Here is a 20381-nt window from a genome sequence, read left to right as displayed (position 1 = left end):
CGCGACCTAGACTTCACCACATGGTCCGCTTGTGGTTGATCGTCGCCGTGGCCGCCGTCGCCTTCACGGTGTACGCGGCCATCGACTGTGGCACGATGCCCCGTCAGCGCGTCCGTTCCCTGCGTCGGGGCGTGTGGCTGCTGCTCGTGATCATCCTGCCCGTCCTGGGCGGCGTCCTCTGGTTCCTGCTCGGTCGCACCCCGGCGGCCGACCCCGGTGCGTCTGCCCGGTACCGTGGACCCGAAGACGACCCGGACTTCCTCGGCACCACGCCGGAGCCGGGCACCACCCTCACGGACAAGGACCAGGACGACGCGACCCTCCGAGACCTCGAAGACCAGTTCCACGAGCGCGACGACGACGGCCGCACCGATCGCTGACGGCCCCGCCGGTTCGGGCAGCCCGGCGACGGACACCGCGCTCGCCCTCCTGCAGGAACTCGTGCGTGCCGGCGTCACCGACGTCGTGGTGAGCCCAGGTTCGCGGTCCCAGGCGCTCGCACTCGCGGCGGTCGCCCTGGAGCGCGCCGGCGGGCTGACCGTGCACGTGCGGTTGGACGAACGGACCGCCGGGTTCTTCGCACTCGGGCTCGCGGTCGAGACGCACCGACCGGCAGCGGTGCTGACGACGTCGGGCACCGCGGTGGCGAACCTGCACCCCGCCGTGCTCGAGGCGCACCACTCCGGCGTGCCGATGATCGTGCTGAGCGCCGACCGTCCCGACGAACTGCGGGGCATCGGCAGCAACCAGACCACCGTCCAACCGGGGATCTTCGGCCAGGCCGTCGCCTTCGTCCGCGACGTCGAGGCCCCGTCGGCCCACGGCGTCGACGACTCGGTCCGCGACACCCTGCGCACCCTCGCCCGCCAGGCCGTCGCCGCCGCAGCCGGGCACACCGGACAGCCCGGTCCCGCGCAGCTCAACGTCGCGTTCCGTGAGCCGCTGTCCGCCGGACTCGCCCCGGAGCACGTCAGCCCCGTGCCCGAGGACGAGGTCGACCTGGCGTTCGCGACCCGACGGGCGCACGCGGGTCTGCCGGTCGCCGAACTCACCCCGGACGACGAACCGGGCACCGTCGTCATCGCCGGGCACGATGCCGGCGAGGACGCCGAGCGGATCGCCTGGGAACTCGGGGCGCCGCTCCTCGCCGAGGTCTCGAGCGGCGCGCGCTTCGGCCGCAACCTGGTGGTGGCCTACCGCGAACTCCTGCGCGACGCCGACCACGGCGGCGCCGTCCGCCGAGCCGTCGTGCTCGGCCACCCGACCCTCAGCAGAGAGGTCCCCGCGCTCCTGCAGCGCGACGGGGTCGAGACGATCGTCGTCCGGGGACCGGCGGCCGACCCCTTCGACCCGGCCCGTTCCTCCCGACCGGACGCCGCGACCACCTTCGTGTCCGACGTCCGCGTGACGGGGCGGCCCCGGCCGGAGCACCGCGCGTGGGTCGGCCGCTGGGTCGGCGCCAGCCGCCGGATCCTGGGGGACGGCGACGCCGGCCCGGACCTCGACGCCAAGCGCTCCGCCGACCGCGCCGAGCGGAACAAGTTCCTGCGTGACGAGGTCGCGCTCCGTCGCCGACCCGTCGACCGGGCCATGCTCGCCGAGGCCGTCTGGGGCGTGACCTGGCCGCACGACCGGCTGGTCCTCGGAGCGTCGCAGCTCATCCGCGAAGCCGACGCCCGGGTGCTCGGCAAGAAGATCCGGGTGCACGCGAACCGCGGGCTCGCCGGCATCGACGGCACCGTCTCGACCGCGCTCGGCATCGCCGCGGCGCTCGAGCAGTCCTCGGCCTCCGTCGGCACCACACGCGTGCTCCTCGGCGACCTGACGCTGCTGCACGACCTCGGAGCCTTCGTCACCGGGACCGAGGAACGTACCCACCGGGTGCAGGTCGTCGTCGGCAACGACCACGGCGGCGCGATCTTCCGCGGGCTCGAGGTGGCGAAGACCACGCCCGAAGCCGACATGCGGCGGATGATGTCGACCCCGCAGCACGTCGACGTCGAACGGATCGTCACCGGTCTCGGGTGGGAGTACCGTCGGGCGGCGACGTGGGGTGACCTGGAGCGGGTGCTCACCGATCCGGCCGAGCGGGTCGTCATCGAGGTCCCGCTGGCCGACTGACGGGCCAGCGGCCGTCGGGGACCGCGCGAGTCGCGCGACCGCGTGGATCGCGCGACCGCGTGGGCCGCGCGGCTGCCTCAGGCCAGCGCGTCGGTGATCGGCCGGAACTTCAGGGCCGTCTCGGCGACCTCGCGCGCCGGCTCCGAACCGGCGACGATCCCGGCCCCCGCCCAGGCCCGCACGGTGCCGTCGTCGTCGATCCGGGCGCTGCGGAGCGCGAGCATCCACTCACCGTCACCCGTCGCGCTCATCCAGCCGACCGGCCCGGCGTAGCGGCCCCGGTCGACGCCCTCGAGCTCGGCGACGAGCCGCACGGCGACGTCCGTCGGGGTCCCGGCGACCGCGGCCGTCGGATGCAGGGCGTCGGCGACGTCCAGCGACGTGGTGTCGGGCGGCAGCGTGGCCTGCACGTCGGTCGCCAGGTGCCACAGGTTCGGCAGCTGCAGCCGGAACGGTTCGGCGTCGGCGCGCAGGTCCGTCGCGAGCGGGGCGAGGGCCGCGAGCAGGCTGTCGATCGCGAAGGTGTGCTCCTCGACGTCCTTGGCACTGCTGGCCAGGGCCTCGGCGGCGGCCCGGTCGGACACCTCGTCGGTGCCCCGGGCGGCGCTGCCGGCGAGCACCCGTGCGGTCAACCGTGTGCCGTCGGTGCGGGCGAGGGTCTCCGGGGTGGCGCCGATCAGCCCGTCCACCGCGAAGGTCACGCACTGCGGGTAGGCCGACGCGAGGTCGAGCAGGACCGCCCGTCGATCGGCTCCCGGCGGCAGCGTGCCGACGAGGTCGCGGGCGAGCACCACCTTGCGGGCGTCCCCGGCCACGATGCGCCGGACCGCCTCGGTCACGTCGGCGGCGTAGGTGTCCTCGTCGATGTGCCCGGGACGCAGCGCCACGGAGACGTGCGGGCCGACGTGGGGGACCGGGACCGAGGTCCGGGTGAAGGCCAGGGGCTCCGCGCCGAGCGTGGTGTCGATCGCGGTCAGCCAGGCCTTGCCGCGCCGCCGACCGAGGACCACCCGGGGCACGATGAGCACGCTCTCGTCGGCGGAGTCGTCGGCGAAGGCGAACGACCCGAACGCGACGAGCCCCGAACCGCGCAGCTGCACCGGGTCGTCGACGACGGCGGTCTCGACGATGCTGCGCCAGAGGGCCGCGGCGTCCCGCATCCGGTCCGGGCCGGTGAAGGTGAACCGGAGCGCCTCACCGATGCCGACGATGCCGTCGCCGTTCCGGACGAAGGCGAGGGGACGGTCGCGGAGCGTGTGGCGGAGGACGGCGCCCGGGTCGTCGAGGATCCGGGTCGAGACCGTCAGCGGGGGCGCCGCCGTGGTGGTTCGGGTCACGGCTCCGATGCTACGCGCCGATCCCGCACCGCCCGGGTGGCTGCGAGTCCGGTGAACGCTCGGTCGGGACCTCTAGGATTGACCGTGTGAGCAGAGCGGACCTGAACAAGCGCCCGGACGAGGTGGCGGCGATGTTCGACGACGTCGCGGCCAAGTACGACCTCACGAACGACATCCTGTCGGCGGGCAACGCCCCGCTGTGGCGTGTCGCCACGGTCCGCGCGGTCGACCCGCAGCCCGGCGAGAAGATTCTCGACATCGCCGCGGGCACCGGGACCAGCGCAGCGGCCTACGCCAAGAAGGGCGCCGAGGTCACCGCGCTCGACCTGTCCGCCGGCATGATCGCCGTCGGCCGTGAACGCCACCCCGAGATCACCTTCGTCGAGGGCGACGCCGAGCAGCTGCCCTTCGACGACGACACGTTCGACGCCGTCACGATCTCGTTCGGGCTGCGCAACGTGAACGACCCGAAGCAGGCGCTCGCCGAGATGCTGCGTGTCCTGAAGCCCGGTGGCCGCGTCGTCATCTGTGAGTTCTCGACGCCGCCCCGCGCCCTGCTGCGCCTCGGCTACGGCACCTACCTGAAGCGCGTGCTCCCGGGCATCGCGCGGCTCTCGAGCAGCAACCCGGCCGCCTACCGCTACCTCGCCGAGTCGATCGACGCGTGGCCCGACCAGCAGGTGCTCACCCAGTGGCTCCGCGGTGTCGGCTTCTCGGTGGTCGCCTACCGCAACCTGACGGCCGGTATCGTCGCACTGCACCGTGGCCGCAAGCCCGTCGCCGACACGGTGCGCGAGTCCGCGGCACGGCGTGCGAAGGCCCGCCGTGACCACCAGAACACCGGCGAGCAGCCGCGCGTCGACCCGGCCGCCGACTGACCGGTCACCACCCCCGAAGACGGAGCAGCACTTGAATCCGAGCGTCCCGGTCGCACGTCGCGCGCCGAGCCTGCGCGCATCGCTGGGCATCGGCGAGCGGTTGTTCGCCACGCCCGCCGACCGACGCTTCATCTCCGCGGTCGACGACGGGCTCGAACTCGTCGAGCAGGGGCTCGAGGACGCCATGCGCTCCACCGACACCCTCGCCGACACCACCAGTCGGTACCTGCTGTCCGCCGGTGGCAAGCGCATCCGTCCGACCCTGACGCTCCTCATCGCTCAGCTCGGTGACGGCGTGACCGACGCCGTGGTCAAGGCCGCGGTGAGCATCGAGACCACGCACCTGGCGTCGCTGTACCACGACGACGTCATGGACGAAGCGCCCGTGCGCCGCGGGGTCCCCGCCGCGCAGATCACCTACGGCAACAACGTGGCGATCCTCACCGGCGACCTGCTCTTCGCCCGCGCCAGCCTGATCACGGCCGACCTCGGCACCGAGGGCATCCGGATGCAGGCCGAGACCTTCCAGCGCCTCTGCATGGGGCAGCTGCACGAGACCACGGGGCCGCAGCCGGACGACGACCCGCTCGAGCACTACATCCAGGTGCTCAGCGACAAGACCGGTTCGCTCATCGCCACCGCCGCCCGCGCCGGCGTGATGTTCTCCGGTGCCGACCGCGCCTACCTGGACGCCGTCGGTACCTTCGGCGAGAAGGTCGGCGTGGCCTTCCAGCTCGTCGACGACGTCATCGACCTCGCCCCCGCGACGGACAAGACCGGCAAGATCGCCGGCAACGACCTGCGCGCCGGCGTCGACACCCTGCCGGTCCTGCAGCTGCGCCGGATGGCCGTGACCGATCCGTCCGCGCAGCACCTGGTCGAGCGCATCGAGCGCGACGTCAACGGTGCACCGGACGACGTGGTCGACTCCGCGCCGTACCAGTCGGCCGTCGCCGCGCTCCGCGAGCACGAGGCCACCGCGGCGACCCGAGCCGTCGCCGTCGCCTGGGCCCGCGAAGCCGTCGCCGCCCTCGCCCCGCTCCCCGACGGCACCGTGAAACGGGCACTCACCCGCTTCGCGGACTCCGTCGTCGACCGAAGCCGCTGAACACCCCTCCCGACGGCGCACGCCCACGGCGGCCCGGTCGGGAGGCCCCCGGGAACCCCCACCCGAACGAACTGGAGACGATCAGTGCCCACCCTCCGACTCGCCATCGTCGGCGCCGGCCCGGCCGGCATCTACGCCGCGGACATCCTGCTGCGCGAGGCCCACGGCTACGACGTGTCGATCGACCTGTTCGAGCAGCTCCCCGCGCCCTACGGCCTGGTCCGGTACGGCGTCGCCCCCGACCACCCGCGCATCAAGGGCATCATCAACGCCCTGCGTGACGTCCTCGACCGCGGGGTCGTCCGGCTGTTCGGCAACGTCCGCTACGGCGAGGACATCACCCTCGAGGACCTCAAGAAGCACTACAACGCGGTCGTGTTCTCGACCGGCGCGATCAAGGACGCCGACCTCGACATCCCCGGTGTCGACCTCGACGGCTCGTACGGCGCCGCCGAGTTCGTGAGCTGGTTCGACGGCCACCCCGACGTCCCGCGCACCTGGCCCCTGAACGCCGAGAGCGTCGCGGTCATCGGCGTCGGCAACGTCGCCCTCGACGTCTCGCGCATCCTGGCGAAGCACGCCGACGACCTGCTGCCGACGGAGATCCCCGCGAACGTCTACGAGGGCCTCAAGGCCTCGCCCGTGACGGACGTGCACGTCTTCGGCCGCCGTGGTCCGGCGCAGGTGAAGTTCACGCCGCTCGAGCTCCGCGAGCTCGGCGAGGTCCGTGACGTCGACATGGTGGTCTACGACGAGGACTTCGACCACGACGAGGCGTCGAAGACCGCGATCGCGACGAACAAGCAGGTCATGGTGATCAACCGTGTCCTCGAGCAGTGGCGCACGCGCGAGGTCGGCCAGGCCAGCCGTCGGCTCCACCTGCACTTCTACGCGAAGCCGATCGAGTTCGTCGGCGACGAGCAGGGCAAGCTGACCGCCATCCGCTACGAGCGCACCCGTCCGAACGGCGAGGGCGGCGTCGAGGGCACCGGCGAGATCCGCGAGATCCCGATCCAGGCCGCCTACCGCGCGGTCGGGTACTTCGGTTCCCCGCTGCCCGGTGTGCCGTTCGACGAGCGGCACGGTGTCATCCCGAACCACGAGGGCCAGGTCCTCGACGACGACAACCAGCAGATCCCCGGGGTGTACGCCACCGGCTGGATCAAGCGCGGTCCGGTCGGGCTCATCGGGCACACGAAGTCCGACGCGATGGAGACCGTGCAGCACATCGTCAACGACCAGGCGAGCTGGTGGACCCCGGAGGACCCTTCCGACGAGGCGATCCCGGCCCTGCTCCGCGAGCGCGGTGTCGAGTACACCGACCTCGAGGGCTGGCACCACCTCGACACCCACGAGCAGGCGCTCGGCGCGGTCGACGGGCGCGAGCGCATCAAGGTGGTGCCGCGCGACGAGATGATCGAGGTCTCGCTCGGACGCGTCGACGCCCCGACGAGCTGACGACCATGACCGACACGCGCCCCGTCCCGCCCACAGCGGTGCGGGGCGCGTCCGCGTCGGGGATGCGGCTGCAGGGCGTCGACGTGGCCCGTGCGGTCGCGCTGCTCGGCATGATGGCCGCACACATCGGCGGCATCGCGGAGCAGCTCGACTGGACCGACCCGGCCACCTGGACCGCCGTCGCCCACGGGCGCCCGTCCACGCTGTTCGCGGTCCTCGCCGGCGTCTCGATCGGTCTGACGAGCGGCCGCACCGACCCGCCCGGCCCGCCCACCATCGGCCGCATCCGTGCCCGGCTCGCGATCCGCGCCGTCGTGGTCGTCGTCATCGGATTCGCCCTGATGGCGCTCGACACCCCCGTGTACGTCATCCTGCCGACCTACGGCGTGCTGTTCCTGCTCGTGGTCCCGGTGCTCCGCGTCCGACCGGCGGCGCTGCTCGGCATCGCCGCGCTCTGCGCGGTGCTGTCGCCGCTCGCCGCGCTGACGATCGCGCCGGCCTACGCGGACGCCGGCATGATCGGCGTCCAGCTCGGCCTGGTCTACCCCGCGGTCACCTTCCTGGCGTACGTCCTGGTGGGGCTCGCGGTCGCGCGGGCCGGCCTGGAGGACCGTGGCCGGCAGGTCCTGCTCCTGGCGTCCGGCGCACTGGTCGCCGCCACCGCGTACGTCGCCGGGTCCGTCCTCGCCCCGCTGCCCGACGACGCGGCCCTGGCATTCCCCGGGGTCCCGTACGCGGGCGAGGGCTCGACCCCCGGCCAGGCCCTCGCGCAGCTGTTCCTGTCCCCGCGCGACCACTCGTCGTCGGTCGTCGACGTGGTCGGGACGGCCGGGGTGGCGGTCGCCGTCATCGCCCTCTGCCTGCTCGTGTTCGACGGCCGCGGGCGCGTCGCCGAGCGGATCGCGTTCCCCCTGGCGGCCGTGGGGTCGATGCCGCTGACGGTGTACTCGGGGCACCTCGTGGTCATCGCGATGCTGCCGACGTACCCCGAGTCGGCCGAGGCCTGGGGCTGGTTCGCCCTCGGCTCGGTGGTCTTCGCGATGCTGTGGCGGCGGTTCCTCGGCCGCGGCCCGCTCGAGCGGGTGGTCGGGGCCCTGGCGTCCCTCGTCCCGATGCGCTGAGCGCACCTGGCGGACCCGCACCGGGCCTCCAGACGGCTACTGCAGCGCCGCCGTGAGCCGCGCGACGTTGTCGAGCACCTTGGAACGTCGCGGACGGTCGACCCACTCGTCGAGCGTGAGCTCGACGCTGTGCTCCTTGTACGCTTCCTGCACCTCGCGCAGGGCGTCCACGAAGCGGTGACCGCGCACCATCACGGAGACCTCGAGGTTCAGGCTGAACGAGCGCATGTCCATGTTGCTCGACCCGATCACCGACACCTCGTCGTCGATGGTGAAGTGCTTCGCGTGCAGGATCGTCGGCGCACGGTACAGCCAGATCCGCACACCGGCGCGGAGCAGTCCCTCGTAGTACGAGCGCTGTGCGTGCCACGTCATGGCGTGGTCGCCCATCTCGCCGACGAACAGCTCGACGTCGACCCCGCGCTGCGCCGTCGTGGTGATGGCGTAGAGCATCGAGTCGTCCGGCACGAAGTACGGCGACGTGATCGAGACCTTCTGCTGCGCCGAGTAGAGCAGCGCGTTGAACAGGCGCAGGTTGTTCTCGCCGTCGAAGCCCGGGCCGGACGGCACCACCTGGCAGTCGAGCGCATCGCCGCGGTCGGCCCGCTGGACGGGGTCGCTCTCGCGCAGCAGCAGCTCGTCGGTCTCGCTGTACCAGTCCGTGACGAACAGGGCGTTGAGCCCCGCGACGACCGGTCCCTCGAACCGGGCGAACAGGTCCTTGTAGACCATGCCCTTCTCGACGTGGGACTTGATGTCGTAGGACGCGTCGATCAGGTTCTGCGAGCCGGTGAACGCGACCGAGCCGTCGATCACCATGATCTTCCGGTGGTTGCGGAGGTCGGGGCGCTGGAACTTCCCCTGCAGCGGCAGGAGGGGCAGCATCAGGTGCCACTCGATGCCCGCCTGGTCCATGAACGACAGGGTGTCCTTGTAGCCCGGGTAGCCGCGGCTGGCCCAGTGGTCGAGCAGGAACCGCACGGTGACGCCCCGTGCCTGCGCCCGCCCGAGCGCTTCGAAGAACGGGCGCGTGGTGTCGTCGAGCGTCGCGATGTAGAACTCGACGTGCACGAACCGGCGGGACTGGTCGATCGCCCGGGTCATCTCGGCGATGGACTCCTCGGAGTCGGGGTAGAGCTCCGCGGAGTTGCCACCGACCAACGGCATCGCACCGAGTTCGCGGTTCAGCCGCGTGACGCTCTCGAGCCACGCGGGCCACGGGTGGTCACGGCGGACCCGCTCGATGCCCTCGGTCTGCTCCAGGATGTACGCGTTGATCTCGGTCTGCTTCTCGCGACGGGCGCGGGGGAGCTTCGTCGACCCGATGACCAGGAAGACGATGAAACCGATGTAGGGGATGAGGAAGATCGCGAGCAGCCACGCCGTCGCAGTCTGCGGCTTCCGGTTGATCGGGACGTAGATGATCGAGAAGACGCGGATCGCCAGGTCCAGCAGGATGAGCAGGACGGTGATGACGACGCTGAGCCAGTGCTCCACGGGGTGCCGGTGTCGGGTGTCGTTCGCAGGGGCCGCTGGTCAGCGGAAGTTGATGAACTGCAACGGGACGTCGAACTCTTCACCCTTGAGGAGCTGGATCGTGTTCTGCAGGTCGTCACGGCTCTTCGACGACACGCGGAGTTCGTCGCCCTGGATCTGGCTCTTCACCGTCTTCGGGGCGTTGGCCCGCAGGAACGCGCCGATCTTCTTCGCCACGTCCTGCTCGATGCCGTTCTTGAACTTCACCTCGATGCGGTACTCCTTGCCCGAGGGGTACGGGTCGCCGGCGTCGAGGCTCTTCAGGCTGATGTTCCGCTTGATCGCCTTGCTCTGCAGCACGTCGAGGACGGCCTTGGCGCGCTCTTCCGAGTTCGCCTTGATGAGGACGTCCTCGCCGCTGAACGCGACCGAGGCGTCGGCGCCCTTGAAGTCGTACCGCTGCTCGATCTCCTTGGCCGCCTGGTTGAGGGCGTTCTCCGCCTCCATCTTGTCGACCTTGCTGACCACGTCGAAGGAACTGTCTGCCATGCGGAACAGCCTAACGGCGGACAGGAGGCGCGGTTCCGGTCGCGCGGATCGGCTCGCGGTGGTCACGACCACCGTCAGCCATCCGCTATGCTTTTGTGCGCGCCTTCGGTTGGTGATCACACCGGCTGGGTGCGCATGGCAAGTTACCCAAGCGGCCAAAGGGATCTGACTGTAAATCAGCCGGCGTAGCCTTCGGGGGTTCGAATCCCTCACTTGCCACCATCTGATCGGCCCCGTCCACTGCGGACGGGGCCGATGGTGTTTCCGGGAGGATGGGTGCATGGCATCCGACCTCACCCCATCTCAGTTCGCCGACCTCGCCGAGTCGATCGCCCGTGATGCAGCGGCGCTGGCCGCACGGCGCCGCGCCGAGGGGGTCGAGGTCGCGGACCGGAAGTCGAGCATCGTCGACGTGGTCACGGCCGCCGACCGTGAGGTCGAGGCACTCATCCGCGCCCGCATCGCCGAGGCCCGACCGGACGACGCCTTCCACGGCGAGGAGTCCGGGTCGGCATCGGGCGCCTCGGGCATCACCTGGGTGGTGGACCCGATCGACGGCACGGTCAACTACCTGTACGGCAGCGCGGAGTACGGCGTGAGCATCGGCGTCGTCCGTGGAGCACCCGACCCGATGACCTGGGAGCCGATCGCGGGCGTCGTCGTGGCGCCGGCGACGGGCACCGTCTTCCGAGCGGCGGTCGGCCAGGGTTCGACCCGTGACGGGGAACCGTTGTCCGTCGCCACGCCCGGTTCGCTCGCCGAGACGCTCGTCGCCACCGGGTTCGGGTACACGGCCGACCGTCGCCGCGAGCAGGTCGCGGTACTCGCCGGGCTCATCGGCGAGGTGCGGGACATCCGCCGCGGGGGAGCGGCGTCGCTCGACTGCTGCGCCGTCGGTGCGGGCGTGGTGGACGCGTACTACGAGCGCGGGATCAACCCGTGGGACATGGCGGGCGGGGCCCTCGTCGCGCAGGAGGCCGGCGCGGCGATCCGCATCTGGGAGGCCGGGGGAACCCGCTCCTTCCTCTTCGCGAGCCCCGCCGTCGCCGACGAACTCGAGGCCCTGGTGCGTGGGCTCGAGGCCGGTGCACTCGGAGCCGTGCGGGCCTGAGGGCGCGCCGAACCCCAGGTCTGGGGGTGCCGGGAGGACATGACCACGACTGGCGACCTGCGACGTCTCCTGCTAGCGTGCTCAGGTCCCGTTACCTGCTCGTTACCAACGAGTGAGCCCTTCTCCGATCAGGATCGCCACCGCACGCATGCCCCGTACTCCTCTGTCGTTCGCTCCCACCGACGGTTCCGTCGACGCCGCCACCCCGGTCGTCCACCAGACCCGACGCGCTCGGATCGAGGCAGAGCGAGCCGCTGCAAGGGGTGCGGTCGTGGCGCAGGACTCGACGGGTCCGAGCTTCGATGACGTGATCGGTGCGGCCACGCCGGGAACCCCCGCGGCCCCCGTGTCGCCGATCGACCTCGCACCGGCGTCGCCCGTGCGCCCGGCCTCCCGCATCGTGACGCCGCCGGCCCCCACCCCGCCCGTCGTGCACGCGCAGCCGGCCGCACCCGCTCCTTCGGTGTCGCAGCCGCGTCGGGTCGCCGGGCAGGTCCCCGCGTCGCGTCGTCGCACCAGCCGTCCGGCGCCGAAGGCCCCGGTCGACCGGGCGACCCGCCACATCCGGTCCAGCACCCCCGCCAGCGCACCGGCCCCGAAGCGTGGTGCGTCGTTCCGCCGGTCAGCCTCCCGTGTGACCGCGGTCGGCGCCCTGCTCTTCGCGGCCGGGCTGGTCGTCTCGACCTCGCTGCCGGCCCAGGCGCTCTGGGTGCCCGAGTCCGGCTCGACCGCGGCCCGTGCCAGCTCGGGTGCCACCCAGTCGATGCAGGTCGGTGCCGCTGCTGACGGGTCGACCGCGCGCGACCAGTTCACGGTCTCGGACGCCACGCAGTACGCGAACGTCGACTCCTCCAGCTTCACGAACGACCCCACCGGCACGATCCAGTGGCCGTTCCTGACGGGTGTCCCGATCACCTCTGGCTTCGGCGGACGCCAGGTCGCCGGGTGCTCGTTCTGCTCGACGAACCACATGGGCGTCGACTTCGCCCCGGGTGAGGGCACCCCGATCGGCGTCATCGCCGCCGGGACCGTCATCAAGGTGCAGGCGAACGACGGTGGCTTCGGCAACGACGTCTGGGTCGAGCACGACGTCGACGGCAAGCAGTTCGTCAGCGTCTACGGCCACATGGAGGACAACTCCTTCAAGGTGGTCACCGGCCAGCACGTCGAGGTCGGCGACATCCTCGGCCTCGTCGGCAGCACGGGCAACTCCACGGGCCCGCACCTGCACCTCGAGGTGCACGTCGACGGGGTCCCGGTGGACCCGCTGGCGTGGCTCAAGACCAACGCGAACTAGCGGCCCACGACGCGGCACGCCCGGGCGTCTCGTCCGGTTCCGGAGCAGCGTCGGAGGTCTGCTATCCTCGTGTGGTGCCGTTCGCGGCACATCGCCCCGATAGCTCAGTGGTAGAGCACCTCCATGGTAAGGAGGGGGTCGTCAGTTCAATCCTGACTCGGGGCTCCGACCCGGTGCGCGTGCCGCTCCGGATCTCTGGCGGGGTAGCTCAGTTGGTTAGAGCACACGACTCATAATCGTGGGGTCGCGGGTTCAAGTCCCGCCCTCGCTACACGCAAGGCCCTCTCGTCCAGGATCCCCTGGGTCAGGGGGCCTTCTCTGTTGCCGGCCCCACTTCGATTGCTGGGGCCCACCCGTCGCGCGTTCAGTCCGCCGCCGGCACGTCGGCCGCGACGTTCTCCTGCGCGGCGAACTGGGTGCGGTGCAGCTCCTCGTACCGGCCACCCGCGGCCAGCAGTTCGTCGTGCGTGCCCCGCTCCACGATCGAGCCGTCCTCGACGACGAGGATCACGTCTGCGCTGCGGATCGTCGAGAGCCGGTGCGCGATCACCATCGCCGTCCGTCCCTCGAGCGCCTCGCCGAGTGCTGCCTGCACCGCTGCCTCGGAGGTCGAGTCGAGCGCTGCCGTCGCCTCGTCGAGGATGACGACGCGCGGCTGGGCGAGCAGGAGCCGGGCGATCGTCATGCGCTGGCGCTCGCCCCCGGAGAGCCGGTAGCCGCGTTCACCCACCATGGTGTCCAGTTGGTCGGGGAGGGACCGGATGAGCGGCTCGAGCCGCGCACGGCGGACGGCGTCCCACACCTCGTCGTCGGACGCCTCGGGCCGGGCGAACCGCAGGTTGGAGCGGATGGTCTCGTGGAACAGGTGGCCGTCCTGCGTCACCATGCCGAGGGTGTGCCGCATCGAGGCGAACGTGACGTCGCGGACGTCCGTCCCGGCCAGACGCACGGCGCCGCTGTCGACGTCGTACAGGCGCGAGAGCAGCTGCGCGACCGTGGACTTGCCGGCTCCGGACGATCCGACCAGGGCGACGGTCTGCCCCGGTTCGATCCGGAAGGACAGGCCGTGCAGCACCTCCTCGCCGCCGCGGGTGTCCAGCGTCGCGACCTCCTCGAGCGAGGCGAGGGACACCTTGTCGGCGGACGGGTAGGCGAACCGGACGTCGTCGAACTCGACGGAGACCGGGCCGTCGGGGATGGTGGCCGCGTCGGGCTGCTCCCGGATGAGTGGTTCGAGGTCGAGCACCTCGAAGACGCGCTCGAAGCTGACCACGGCGCTCATGATCTCGACCCGGGCGTTCGCCAGGCTCGTCAGCGGGGCGTACAGCCGGGTGAGCAGGAGCGCCAGGGTGACGACCTCGCCGGTGTCCAGGCGGCCGGCGAGCGCGAGGAAGCCGCCGAGCCCGTAGACCAGCGCGAGGGCGAGCGCGGAGACGAGCATCAGCGCGGTGAAGAAGACGAACTGCAGCATCGCGGTCCGGACCCCGATGTCGCGGACCCGGGCGGCGCGGACGCGGAACTCCTCGGCCTCTTCGTCGGGCCGGCCGAACAGCTTGACGAGGGTGGCACCGGGTGCCGAGAAGCGCTCGGTCATCTGGGTGCTCATCGCGGAGTTGTGGTCGGCGGCCTCGCGACGCAGTGCGGCGAGGCGGCTGCCCATCCGGCGCGCGGGGACCAGGAACACCGGGAGCATGACGACGGCGAGCACCGTCACGAGCCACGAGGTGCTGAGCATGACGATCAGGGTGAGGACCAGCGCCACGAGGTTCGTGACCACGCCGGACAGCGTGCCGCTGAAGGCCTGCTGGGCGCCGATCACGTCGTTGTTGAGGCGGCTCACGAGCGCACCGGTCCGGGTGCGGGTGAAGAACGCGATGGGCATCTTCTGCACGTGGTCGAAGACGGCCGTCCGGAGGTCCAGGATCACGCCCTCGCCGATCCGCGCCGAGTACCACCGCGTCGTCAGCGACACGGCGGCGTCGGCCACGGCCACCAGGGCGATGACCACGGCCAACCGGACGATCGTCGCGACCTCACCGCGGGCGACGATGACGTCGACCACCTGCCCGGCGAGGACCGGCGTCGCGACCGCGAGGAAGGCGCCGACGACGGACAGGCCGATGAAGACCAGCAGCTTCGCCCGGTACGGCACCGCGAACGTCAGGATCCGCCGGACGGACGCGCGGGAGAACCCGTGCTTGCCGCCCTGCGCGGACGAGATCTTGTACAGCGAGCTCCAGGCTGCGCTCTCCATGCTCATGGCGGTTCCTTTCCGGGGCCCCGGGCCCAACCTAGATGGCTGACCGGGTCCACGGTGACCGCTCCCGTGGCGGTGCGCCGCGCGGCCACCCGCCGGGAGCCGTCCGGCGGCCTACTGCGTGCGGTGGGAGCCCGTGTCCGTCCGCGTCGCGAGCACCCCGGCCGCACGGAACGCGTCCTCGACCGCGGCGGTGACCTGCTGCCAGGCGGCCCGACGACGGTTCGCCCCGATGCTGCCGCCGGACACGGCCGTCCCGTGCCCGGCTCGGCGCAGGGTGATCGTGGTGGTGGCACCGTCCACGACGGTCGACAGCTCGTACCGGCGGTACTCCCGGGCCGGCTGGACGAGCGCACCGAGCAGGATGGTGAGCGTCCGGCTGCCCGCCGTCGCGGTCATCGTGCCACCCGTCGACTCGACGTGGTGGCCCGTGCGGCGCAGCGCGGCGGCCGCGACCTCCATGGCGGTGCACCGGTCTCCCGTGTGCACGGCGAACTCCGTCGTGGTGTCCATCGGCCCTCCCCGTCCCGAACGAACCCGTGCCGAACGGCACGCCCCGATTCCCCCGAATCGGTCTCAGACAGTCTAGCTGATGCGTTCTCATGGATCACCGGCCCCCGGACGGGCCTCGGTAGACTGCCGTGGTGTCAGTGAACCCCGAGCTCGTCGGCAGGACGTTCCCGCCGGCCCAGCCCTACCTGGTCGGCCGCGAGAAGGTGCGCGAGTTCTCGCGTGCGGTCTTCGCGACCAACCCCGTCCACCACGATCCGGACGCCGCACGTGCCGCCGGGTACGCCGACGTGGTCGCACCCCCGACGTTCGCCGTCGTCGTGCAGGAGGCCACGCTCGCGCAGCTCCTGAACGAGCCCGACGCCGGCATCGACTTCTCCCGCGTCGTCCACGGCGAGCAGTCCTTCACCTACGACCGGCCGATCGTCGCCGGTGACGAGCTCACCGCGACCCTCACGGTCACCAGCGTGAAGACCCTCGGCGGCAACGCGATGGTCACCGCCCAGAGCACCATGAACGACGCCGAGGGGGAGCACGTCGTCACGGCGACCTCCACCCTCGTGGTCCGAGGAGACGACGCATGACCGCCGCACCCGCCACCGCGCTCGAGGTCGGCACCGTCGTCGCCGAGCGCGACGTGCACATCACGCGCGACTCGCTCGTCCGGTACGCCGGCGCCTCGGGCGACTTCAACCCGATCCACTACCGCGACGACGTCGCCGCCTCGGTCGGCCTGCCCGGTGTCCTCGCCCACGGCATGCTCACGATGGGCATCGCAGTGCAGCCGGTCGCCGAGTGGCTCGGCGACAGCGGCTGGGTCGCGGGCTACGGCGTCCGCTTCACGCGCCCCGTCGTCGTCGACCCGGAGCAGGGTGCCACCGTCGGCATCGTCGCGAAGGTCGGCACCGTCGACGAGGACGGCCGGCCGAAGCGCATCGACCTCACCGTGACCGCCGCCGGGCAGACCGTGCTCGGCAAGGCGCAGGTCACGGTGGTGTTCCGCTGACCGTGTCCGAGCCGGTGCTGGCCGACCTGACGACGCTCCGCGTCGGCGGGGCCGCCACCCGGCTGCTCACGGCCGAGACGACCGACGAGCTCGTCGCCCACGCGCTCGACGCCTTCGACGACCACGAGTGGCTCGTCCTCGGCGGCGGCAGCAACCTGCTGGTCGCCGACCAGGGCTTCGACGGCACCGTCGTGCTGGTCCGGACGACGGGCGTCCGCGCCGACCGCGACGCCGACGGCGTCACCGTCCGCGTCGCCGCGGGGGAACCGTGGGACCCGTTCGTCGCCACGACCGTCGCGAACGGCTGGACCGGCCTGGAGGCCCTCAGCGGCATCCCGGGCACCGTCGGTGCGTCCCCGGTGCAGAACATCGGCGCCTACGGGGTCGAGCTCGCCGACGTGCTCACCCGCGTCGAGTTCCTCGATGCGGCCACGGGGGAGCGCGCGTGGCTCCCCGCAGCCGAGCTGGCGCTCGGCTACCGAACGTCGACCCTCAAGCACGGTCGGCGCGGAGTCGTGCTGACGGTCGAGTTCCGACTCGGGCTCGCGGGGGAGCGCGGTGTGCCCGTGCGGTACGCGCAGCTCGCCGGTTCGCTCGGGGTCGAGCTCGGTGCGCTCGTGCCGCCCACGACCGTCCGCGACGAGGTCCTGCGGCTGCGCGGCTCGAAGGGCATGGTGCTCGACGGGGACGACCACGACACCTGGAGCGCCGGGTCGTTCTTCACGAACCCGATCGTCTCGCCGGCGTTCGCCGAGACCCTGCCGGCGGATGCGCCCCGGTGGCCCGCGGGCGACGACGTCAAGCTCAGTGCCGCGTGGCTCATCGAGCACGCCGGCGTGCACCGCGGGTACGCGGTGCCGGGCTCCCGCGCTGCGATCTCGTCCAAGCACACCCTCGCGCTCACGAACCGCGGCGGGGCGACGGCGGCGCAGGTGGCCGAGCTCGCACGGTTCGTGCAGGTGACCGTCCTGAACCGCTTCGGTGTCTCGCTCGTCCCGGAACCCGTCGTGGTGGGGGACCTGCTCGGCTGATCGTCCGCGCGACGGGACGGACGAGCACGACGCACCACGGGCCTCCCGGCACGCAGAACGGGCCACCTCGACGAGGTGGCCCGTTCTGCACTCCCGAGCTCTACGCGAAGAACGCCGCGAGCCGGGCGACGCCCTCGGCGATGTCGTCGTCGCCCAGGGCGTACGACAGGCGCAGGTAGCCGGAGGGACCGAAGGCCTCACCCGGCACGACCGCGACCTCGGCGTGCTCGAGGATCAGGTCGGCCAGTTCGAGCGTGGTCGTCGGGGTGGTGCCGGCCCACTCGCGACCGAGCAGTGCGGTGACGTCCGGGTAGACGTAGAAGGCGCCCTGCGGGGTCGGCGTGCGGAAGCCCGGGATCGCGTTGAGGCCGTCCACGATGGCCTTCCGTCGGCGGTCGAAGGCCTCGCGCATGGCGGCGACGGGCTCCTGCGGACCGGTGAGGGCAGCGATCGCGGCGCGCTGCGACACGTTCGAGACGTTCGACGACAGGTGCGACTGCAGGTTCGACGCGGCCTTGACGGCGTCGGTCGGGCCGACGAACCACCCGACGCGCCAGCCGGTCATCGCGTAGGTCTTCGCGACGCCGTTCACCAGGATCGTGGTGTCGGCGAGGGCAGGGACCTCGGCCAGGATGCCGGCGAACCGGACCCCGTCGTAGACCAGGTCCTGGTAGATCTCGTCGCTGATCACCCAGATGCCGTGCTCGAGCGCCCACTCGCCGATGGCCCGGGTCTGCTCGGCGGAGTAGACGGCGCCCGTGGGGTTCGACGGCGAGCAGAACAGCAGCGCCTTGGTCGCCGGGGTGCGGGCGGCCTCGAGCTGCTCGACCGTCACCAGGTAGTCCTGGTCGCTGCCGGCGAAGACCTCGACGGGCTCGCCGCCGGCCAACCGGATGGCCTCGGGGTAGGTGGTCCAGTAGGGCGCGGGCAGCAGGACCTCGTCACCGGCGTCGACGATGGTCTGGAACGCCTGGTAGACCGCCTGCTTGCCACCGTTCGTGACGATGACCTGCGACGGCTCGACGGTGACGCCGGACACCCGGGCGGTCTTGTCGGCGATGGCCTGCTTGAGTTCGGGCAGGCCGGTCGCGGGCGTGTAGCGGTGGTTCTTCGGGTCTTGCGCGGCAGCGACGGCCGCGTCGACCACGTGCTGCGGGGTCGCGAAGTCGGGCTCGCCGGCGGCGAACGAGATCACCGGACGGCCTGCGGCCTTGAGTGCCTTGGCCTTCGCGTCGACCTTGAGCGTCGCGGACTCGGCGATGGCCGCGATGCGGGACGCGATGCGCGGACGATCGGCCGGCGCGGTGGCGAGGGTGTCGACGGACACGTGGGCGGTGGACTCGGGGCCTGGGGCTGCGGTGCTCACGGGGCCCAGCCTACCGGCGCGGCACGCCGTGGAAGGGGCCAAGTGGACACCGTGTGACGGACTCCCGTAGACTCGTCCACCGGAACGCGGATCGGTGACGAACCGTGTCCGAAGGGCGGTGGCTCAATTGGTAGAGCAGCGGTCTCCAAAACCGCAGGTTGCAGGTTCGAGTCCTGTCCGCCCTGCAACTCTGGAAGGGTAGAAGTTGGCGAGCAAAGACATGGAGACGACGGCGGACGACGTCGTCGCCAAGGCGAAGCAGGACCGGGCCGAGCGCCGCGGGCCCATCGCTGCCATCGTGCTCTTCATCCGCCAGGTGATCGGCGAACTGCGCAAGGTCGTGACGCCGACCCGCAAGGAACTCTTCAGCTACACGGGCGTCGTGCTCGTGTTCGTCGTCGTCATGATGATCCTGGTGTCGATCCTCGACTTCGTGTTCGGTCTCGGCGTCGGGTACGTCTTCGGCAACGGGCCCACGGCCTGACCCCGACGTCGACTGCCGTGTGCGGTCGTTCCGAGGAGTACGGTCGCCCGAGACGGCGTCGATCGTGACGGCGTCGCTCGTGACCATGAACGAACGCCACCCCGACCCGAACCACCGAACGGAAAGAATCGACTGTGTCTGACAACTCCCGCGATGACATCGACCTCGCGACGGCTGCCGAGCAGTCCTCCGAGGTCGAGGAGAACCAGGAAGGCGACGTCGAGACCGGCGAAGGACGCTCCGTCGAGTCCGCTGAAGAGCGTGCGATCTCGATCGAGGGCGACGACGACGAGTCCCTCGGCCTCAGCTCCGAGCCCGACGACGGCACCGTCGACGCCGGCCTCGACGAAGCACTGACGGCCCTGCAGGAAGCCCGCGACCCCGAGGCTGACGCCGTCGTGGACGACGCCCTCGAGATCGACTCCACCGACGAGGCCGAGGCCGCCGTCGAGGCAGTCGAGGACGAGGAAGAAGTCGAACTCGAGTCCGAGACCGCCGCCGAGGCGAACGAGACGCTCGCAGCGGACGAGGCACTCGACGCCGAGGACGAGGACGAGGACGAGGAGCCCGCCGAGGTCGACCCGTACGAGGCCTTCAAGGCCGAGCTGCGGATGAAGCCGGGCAAGTGGTACGTCATCCACTCCTACGCGGGCTTCGAGCGCCGCGTGAAGTCGAACATCGAGAACCGCATGGTCTCGATGTCGATGGAGGACTACATCTACCAGGTCGAGGTCCCGATGGAGGACGTCGTCGAGATCAAGAACGGGCAGCGCAAGCTGGTCACCCGCGTCCGGATCCCCTCGTACGTGCTCGTCCGCATGGACCTCAACGAGGACTCGTGGTCCGTCGTCCGGCACACCCCGGGCGTCACCGGCTTCGTCGGCAACGCGCACAACCCGACGCCGCTCCGTTTCGACGAGGCGTTCGGCATGCTCAAGTCCCTGGTCCAGGTCGCCGAGGCTGCCCCGACCAAGGGCGGCGCGAAGGGCAGCGGCCTGCAGGCACAGCCCGCAGCCGAGGTCGACTTCGAGATCGGCGAGACGATCACCATCAAGGAAGGCTCGTTCGCGGGCCTGCCGGGTTCGATCTCCGAGATCAAGCCGGAGAGCGGCAAGCTCACGGTCCTCGTCTCGCTGTTCGAGCGCGAGACCCCGGTCGAGCTCAGCTTCGACCAGGTCACCAAGCTCTAACGACCACCCAGCTGTAGCGATCACCGAGATCGACTACACTGAACGGGTTTGGGCCCGCGCGCCTCGTGCGAGCGGGCCTTC

The 20381-nt window shown here is 71.3% G+C and carries 19 protein-coding genes and 4 tRNA genes; 17 read left to right on the top strand and 6 right to left on the bottom strand.

Translation table 11 applies throughout. The annotated features are described in order from the left end of the window. Positions 1-20 precede the first annotated feature (20 nt). A complete protein-coding gene (locus tag DEJ02_RS03450; protein WP_071406307.1) occupies positions 21-380 on the top strand; it encodes a PLDc N-terminal domain-containing protein in 360 nt (119 codons plus the stop codon). Continuing rightward, entirely contained in the window at positions 373-2121 is a 1749-nt protein-coding gene (gene menD, locus DEJ02_RS03445; protein ID WP_111032116.1) for a 2-succinyl-5-enolpyruvyl-6-hydroxy-3-cyclohexene-1-carboxylic-acid synthase, read from the top strand. The genes DEJ02_RS03450 and menD overlap by 8 nt, the downstream gene beginning before the upstream one ends. Before the next feature lie 77 nt (positions 2122-2198). Here the strand turns inward: menD and DEJ02_RS03440 are convergent, their stop codons facing one another. Then, positions 2199-3458 (bottom strand): isochorismate synthase MenF, encoded by a 1260-nt coding sequence (locus DEJ02_RS03440; protein WP_111032002.1) that lies wholly within the window; start codon positions 3456-3458, stop codon positions 2199-2201. A gap of 86 nt (positions 3459-3544) precedes the next feature. Here DEJ02_RS03440 and DEJ02_RS03435 point away from each other — a divergent pair, with 86 nt between their 5' ends. From DEJ02_RS03435 to DEJ02_RS03420, 4 genes are all read left to right on the top strand, one after another. Then, positions 3545-4336 carry a demethylmenaquinone methyltransferase gene (locus tag DEJ02_RS03435; RefSeq protein WP_111032001.1) on the top strand — a complete coding sequence of 264 codons (792 nt, stop codon included), beginning with the start codon at positions 3545-3547 and terminating at the stop codon, positions 4334-4336. Between the two features lie 31 nt (positions 4337-4367). Further along, complete coding sequence (locus DEJ02_RS03430; RefSeq protein ID WP_111032000.1) at positions 4368-5444, top strand: polyprenyl synthetase family protein; 1077 nt, start codon at positions 4368-4370, stop codon at positions 5442-5444. A gap of 84 nt (positions 5445-5528) precedes the next feature. Further along, positions 5529-6902 carry an FAD-dependent oxidoreductase gene (locus DEJ02_RS03425; protein WP_111031999.1) on the top strand — a complete coding sequence of 458 codons (1374 nt, stop codon included), beginning with the start codon at positions 5529-5531 and terminating at the stop codon, positions 6900-6902. Between the two features lie 5 nt (positions 6903-6907). Beyond that, positions 6908-8023, top strand: coding sequence for a heparan-alpha-glucosaminide N-acetyltransferase domain-containing protein (locus DEJ02_RS03420; RefSeq protein WP_111031998.1), 1116 nt, complete (start codon positions 6908-6910; stop codon positions 8021-8023). A gap of 36 nt (positions 8024-8059) precedes the next feature. Here the strand turns inward: DEJ02_RS03420 and cls are convergent, their stop codons facing one another. Both cls and DEJ02_RS03410 read right to left on the bottom strand, forming a co-directional pair. Further along, positions 8060-9520, bottom strand: coding sequence for a cardiolipin synthase (gene cls, locus DEJ02_RS03415; protein WP_111031997.1), 1461 nt, complete (start codon positions 9518-9520; stop codon positions 8060-8062). A gap of 39 nt (positions 9521-9559) precedes the next feature. Then, positions 9560-10048: a YajQ family cyclic di-GMP-binding protein gene (locus DEJ02_RS03410; RefSeq protein ID WP_017888627.1), complete on the bottom strand. Its 489-nt coding sequence runs from the start codon at positions 10046-10048 to the stop codon at positions 9560-9562. A gap of 137 nt (positions 10049-10185) precedes the next feature. On the opposite strand from DEJ02_RS03410, the gene DEJ02_RS03405 reads away from it, so the two are divergent. From DEJ02_RS03405 to DEJ02_RS03385, 5 genes are all read left to right on the top strand, one after another. Beyond that, positions 10186-10270 (top strand) — tRNA-Tyr (locus DEJ02_RS03405). A 58-nt stretch (positions 10271-10328) separates the two neighbouring features. Next, positions 10329-11159, top strand: coding sequence for an inositol monophosphatase family protein (locus DEJ02_RS03400; protein ID WP_111031996.1), 831 nt, complete (start codon positions 10329-10331; stop codon positions 11157-11159). Positions 11160-11307: 148 nt separating this feature from the next. Further along, complete coding sequence (locus DEJ02_RS03395) at positions 11308-12456, top strand: M23 family metallopeptidase (protein ID WP_111031995.1); 1149 nt, start codon at positions 11308-11310, stop codon at positions 12454-12456. Between the two features lie 93 nt (positions 12457-12549). Continuing rightward, positions 12550-12621 (top strand) — tRNA-Thr (locus DEJ02_RS03390). A 32-nt stretch (positions 12622-12653) separates the two neighbouring features. Further along, positions 12654-12727, top strand: a tRNA-Met gene (locus DEJ02_RS03385). 93 nt (positions 12728-12820) lie between these two features. Here DEJ02_RS03385 and DEJ02_RS03380 read toward each other — a convergent pair. Together DEJ02_RS03380 and DEJ02_RS03375 are read right to left on the bottom strand one after the other, a co-directional pair. Continuing rightward, complete coding sequence (locus DEJ02_RS03380; RefSeq protein WP_111031994.1) at positions 12821-14716, bottom strand: ABC transporter ATP-binding protein; 1896 nt, start codon at positions 14714-14716, stop codon at positions 12821-12823. Between the two features lie 111 nt (positions 14717-14827). Further along, positions 14828-15226: a hypothetical protein gene (locus DEJ02_RS03375; RefSeq protein ID WP_071406316.1), complete on the bottom strand. Its 399-nt coding sequence runs from the start codon at positions 15224-15226 to the stop codon at positions 14828-14830. Positions 15227-15357: 131 nt separating this feature from the next. On the opposite strand from DEJ02_RS03375, the gene DEJ02_RS03370 reads away from it, so the two are divergent. From DEJ02_RS03370 to DEJ02_RS03360, 3 genes are read left to right on the top strand one after another with little or no spacing between them, the layout of a single operon-like run. Further along, complete coding sequence (locus DEJ02_RS03370; protein WP_082047026.1) at positions 15358-15807, top strand: MaoC family dehydratase N-terminal domain-containing protein; 450 nt, start codon at positions 15358-15360, stop codon at positions 15805-15807. Further along, entirely contained in the window at positions 15804-16229 is a 426-nt protein-coding gene (locus DEJ02_RS03365) for a MaoC/PaaZ C-terminal domain-containing protein (protein WP_027466539.1), read from the top strand. The genes DEJ02_RS03370 and DEJ02_RS03365 overlap by 4 nt, the downstream gene beginning before the upstream one ends. Before the next feature lie 2 nt (positions 16230-16231). After that, on the top strand, positions 16232-17260 hold the full coding sequence (locus DEJ02_RS03360) for a UDP-N-acetylmuramate dehydrogenase (protein ID WP_111031993.1): 1029 nt from the start codon (positions 16232-16234) through the stop codon (positions 17258-17260). A gap of 100 nt (positions 17261-17360) precedes the next feature. Here DEJ02_RS03360 and DEJ02_RS03355 read toward each other — a convergent pair whose 3' ends face one another. Next, positions 17361-18587, bottom strand: a complete 1227-nt coding sequence (locus DEJ02_RS03355) for a pyridoxal phosphate-dependent aminotransferase (protein WP_111031992.1) — start codon at positions 18585-18587, stop codon at positions 17361-17363. 151 nt (positions 18588-18738) lie between these two features. Here DEJ02_RS03355 and DEJ02_RS03350 point away from each other — a divergent pair. The 3 genes from DEJ02_RS03350 to nusG all read left to right on the top strand — a co-directional run bounded on the left by DEJ02_RS03350 (position 18739) and on the right by nusG (position 20300). Beyond that, positions 18739-18811 (top strand) — tRNA-Trp (locus DEJ02_RS03350). A 35-nt stretch (positions 18812-18846) separates the two neighbouring features. After that, positions 18847-19110, top strand: coding sequence for a preprotein translocase subunit SecE (gene secE, locus DEJ02_RS03345; RefSeq protein ID WP_371830607.1), 264 nt, complete (start codon positions 18847-18849; stop codon positions 19108-19110). 134 nt (positions 19111-19244) lie between these two features. Continuing rightward, positions 19245-20300: a transcription termination/antitermination protein NusG gene (gene nusG, locus DEJ02_RS03340; protein WP_111031991.1), complete on the top strand. Its 1056-nt coding sequence runs from the start codon at positions 19245-19247 to the stop codon at positions 20298-20300. Positions 20301-20381: the final 81 nt, after the last annotated feature.

It is taken from the genome of Curtobacterium sp. MCLR17_042, from assembly GCF_003234695.1.
GTDB lineage: Bacteria > Actinomycetota > Actinomycetes > Actinomycetales > Microbacteriaceae > Curtobacterium > Curtobacterium flaccumfaciens.
Note: the sequence above shows the minus strand (reverse complement) of the source record. Positions and strands in the feature narration are given on the sequence as shown.

What these genes read in the sequence shown, in the direction of transcription:
- DEJ02_RS03450 (WP_071406307.1), top strand. Translation starts at nt 21, where the DNA reads ATGGTCCGCTTGTGGTTGATCGTCGCCGTGGCCGCCGTCGCCTTCACG.
- DEJ02_RS03420 (WP_111031998.1), top strand. Translation starts at nt 6,908, where the DNA reads ATGACCGACACGCGCCCCGTCCCGCCCACAGCGGTGCGGGGCGCGTCC.
- DEJ02_RS03410 (WP_017888627.1), bottom strand. Translation starts at nt 10,048, where the DNA reads ATGGCAGACAGTTCCTTCGACGTGGTCAGCAAGGTCGACAAGATGGAG.
- DEJ02_RS03400 (WP_111031996.1), top strand. Translation starts at nt 10,329, where the DNA reads ATGGCATCCGACCTCACCCCATCTCAGTTCGCCGACCTCGCCGAGTCG.
- DEJ02_RS03395 (WP_111031995.1), top strand. Translation starts at nt 11,308, where the DNA reads ATGCCCCGTACTCCTCTGTCGTTCGCTCCCACCGACGGTTCCGTCGAC.
- DEJ02_RS03380 (WP_111031994.1), bottom strand. Translation starts at nt 14,716, where the DNA reads ATGAGCATGGAGAGCGCAGCCTGGAGCTCGCTGTACAAGATCTCGTCC.
- DEJ02_RS03375 (WP_071406316.1), bottom strand. Translation starts at nt 15,226, where the DNA reads ATGGACACCACGACGGAGTTCGCCGTGCACACGGGAGACCGGTGCACC.
- DEJ02_RS03365 (WP_027466539.1), top strand. Translation starts at nt 15,804, where the DNA reads ATGACCGCCGCACCCGCCACCGCGCTCGAGGTCGGCACCGTCGTCGCC.
- secE (WP_371830607.1), top strand. Translation starts at nt 18,847, where the DNA reads ATGGAGACGACGGCGGACGACGTCGTCGCCAAGGCGAAGCAGGACCGG.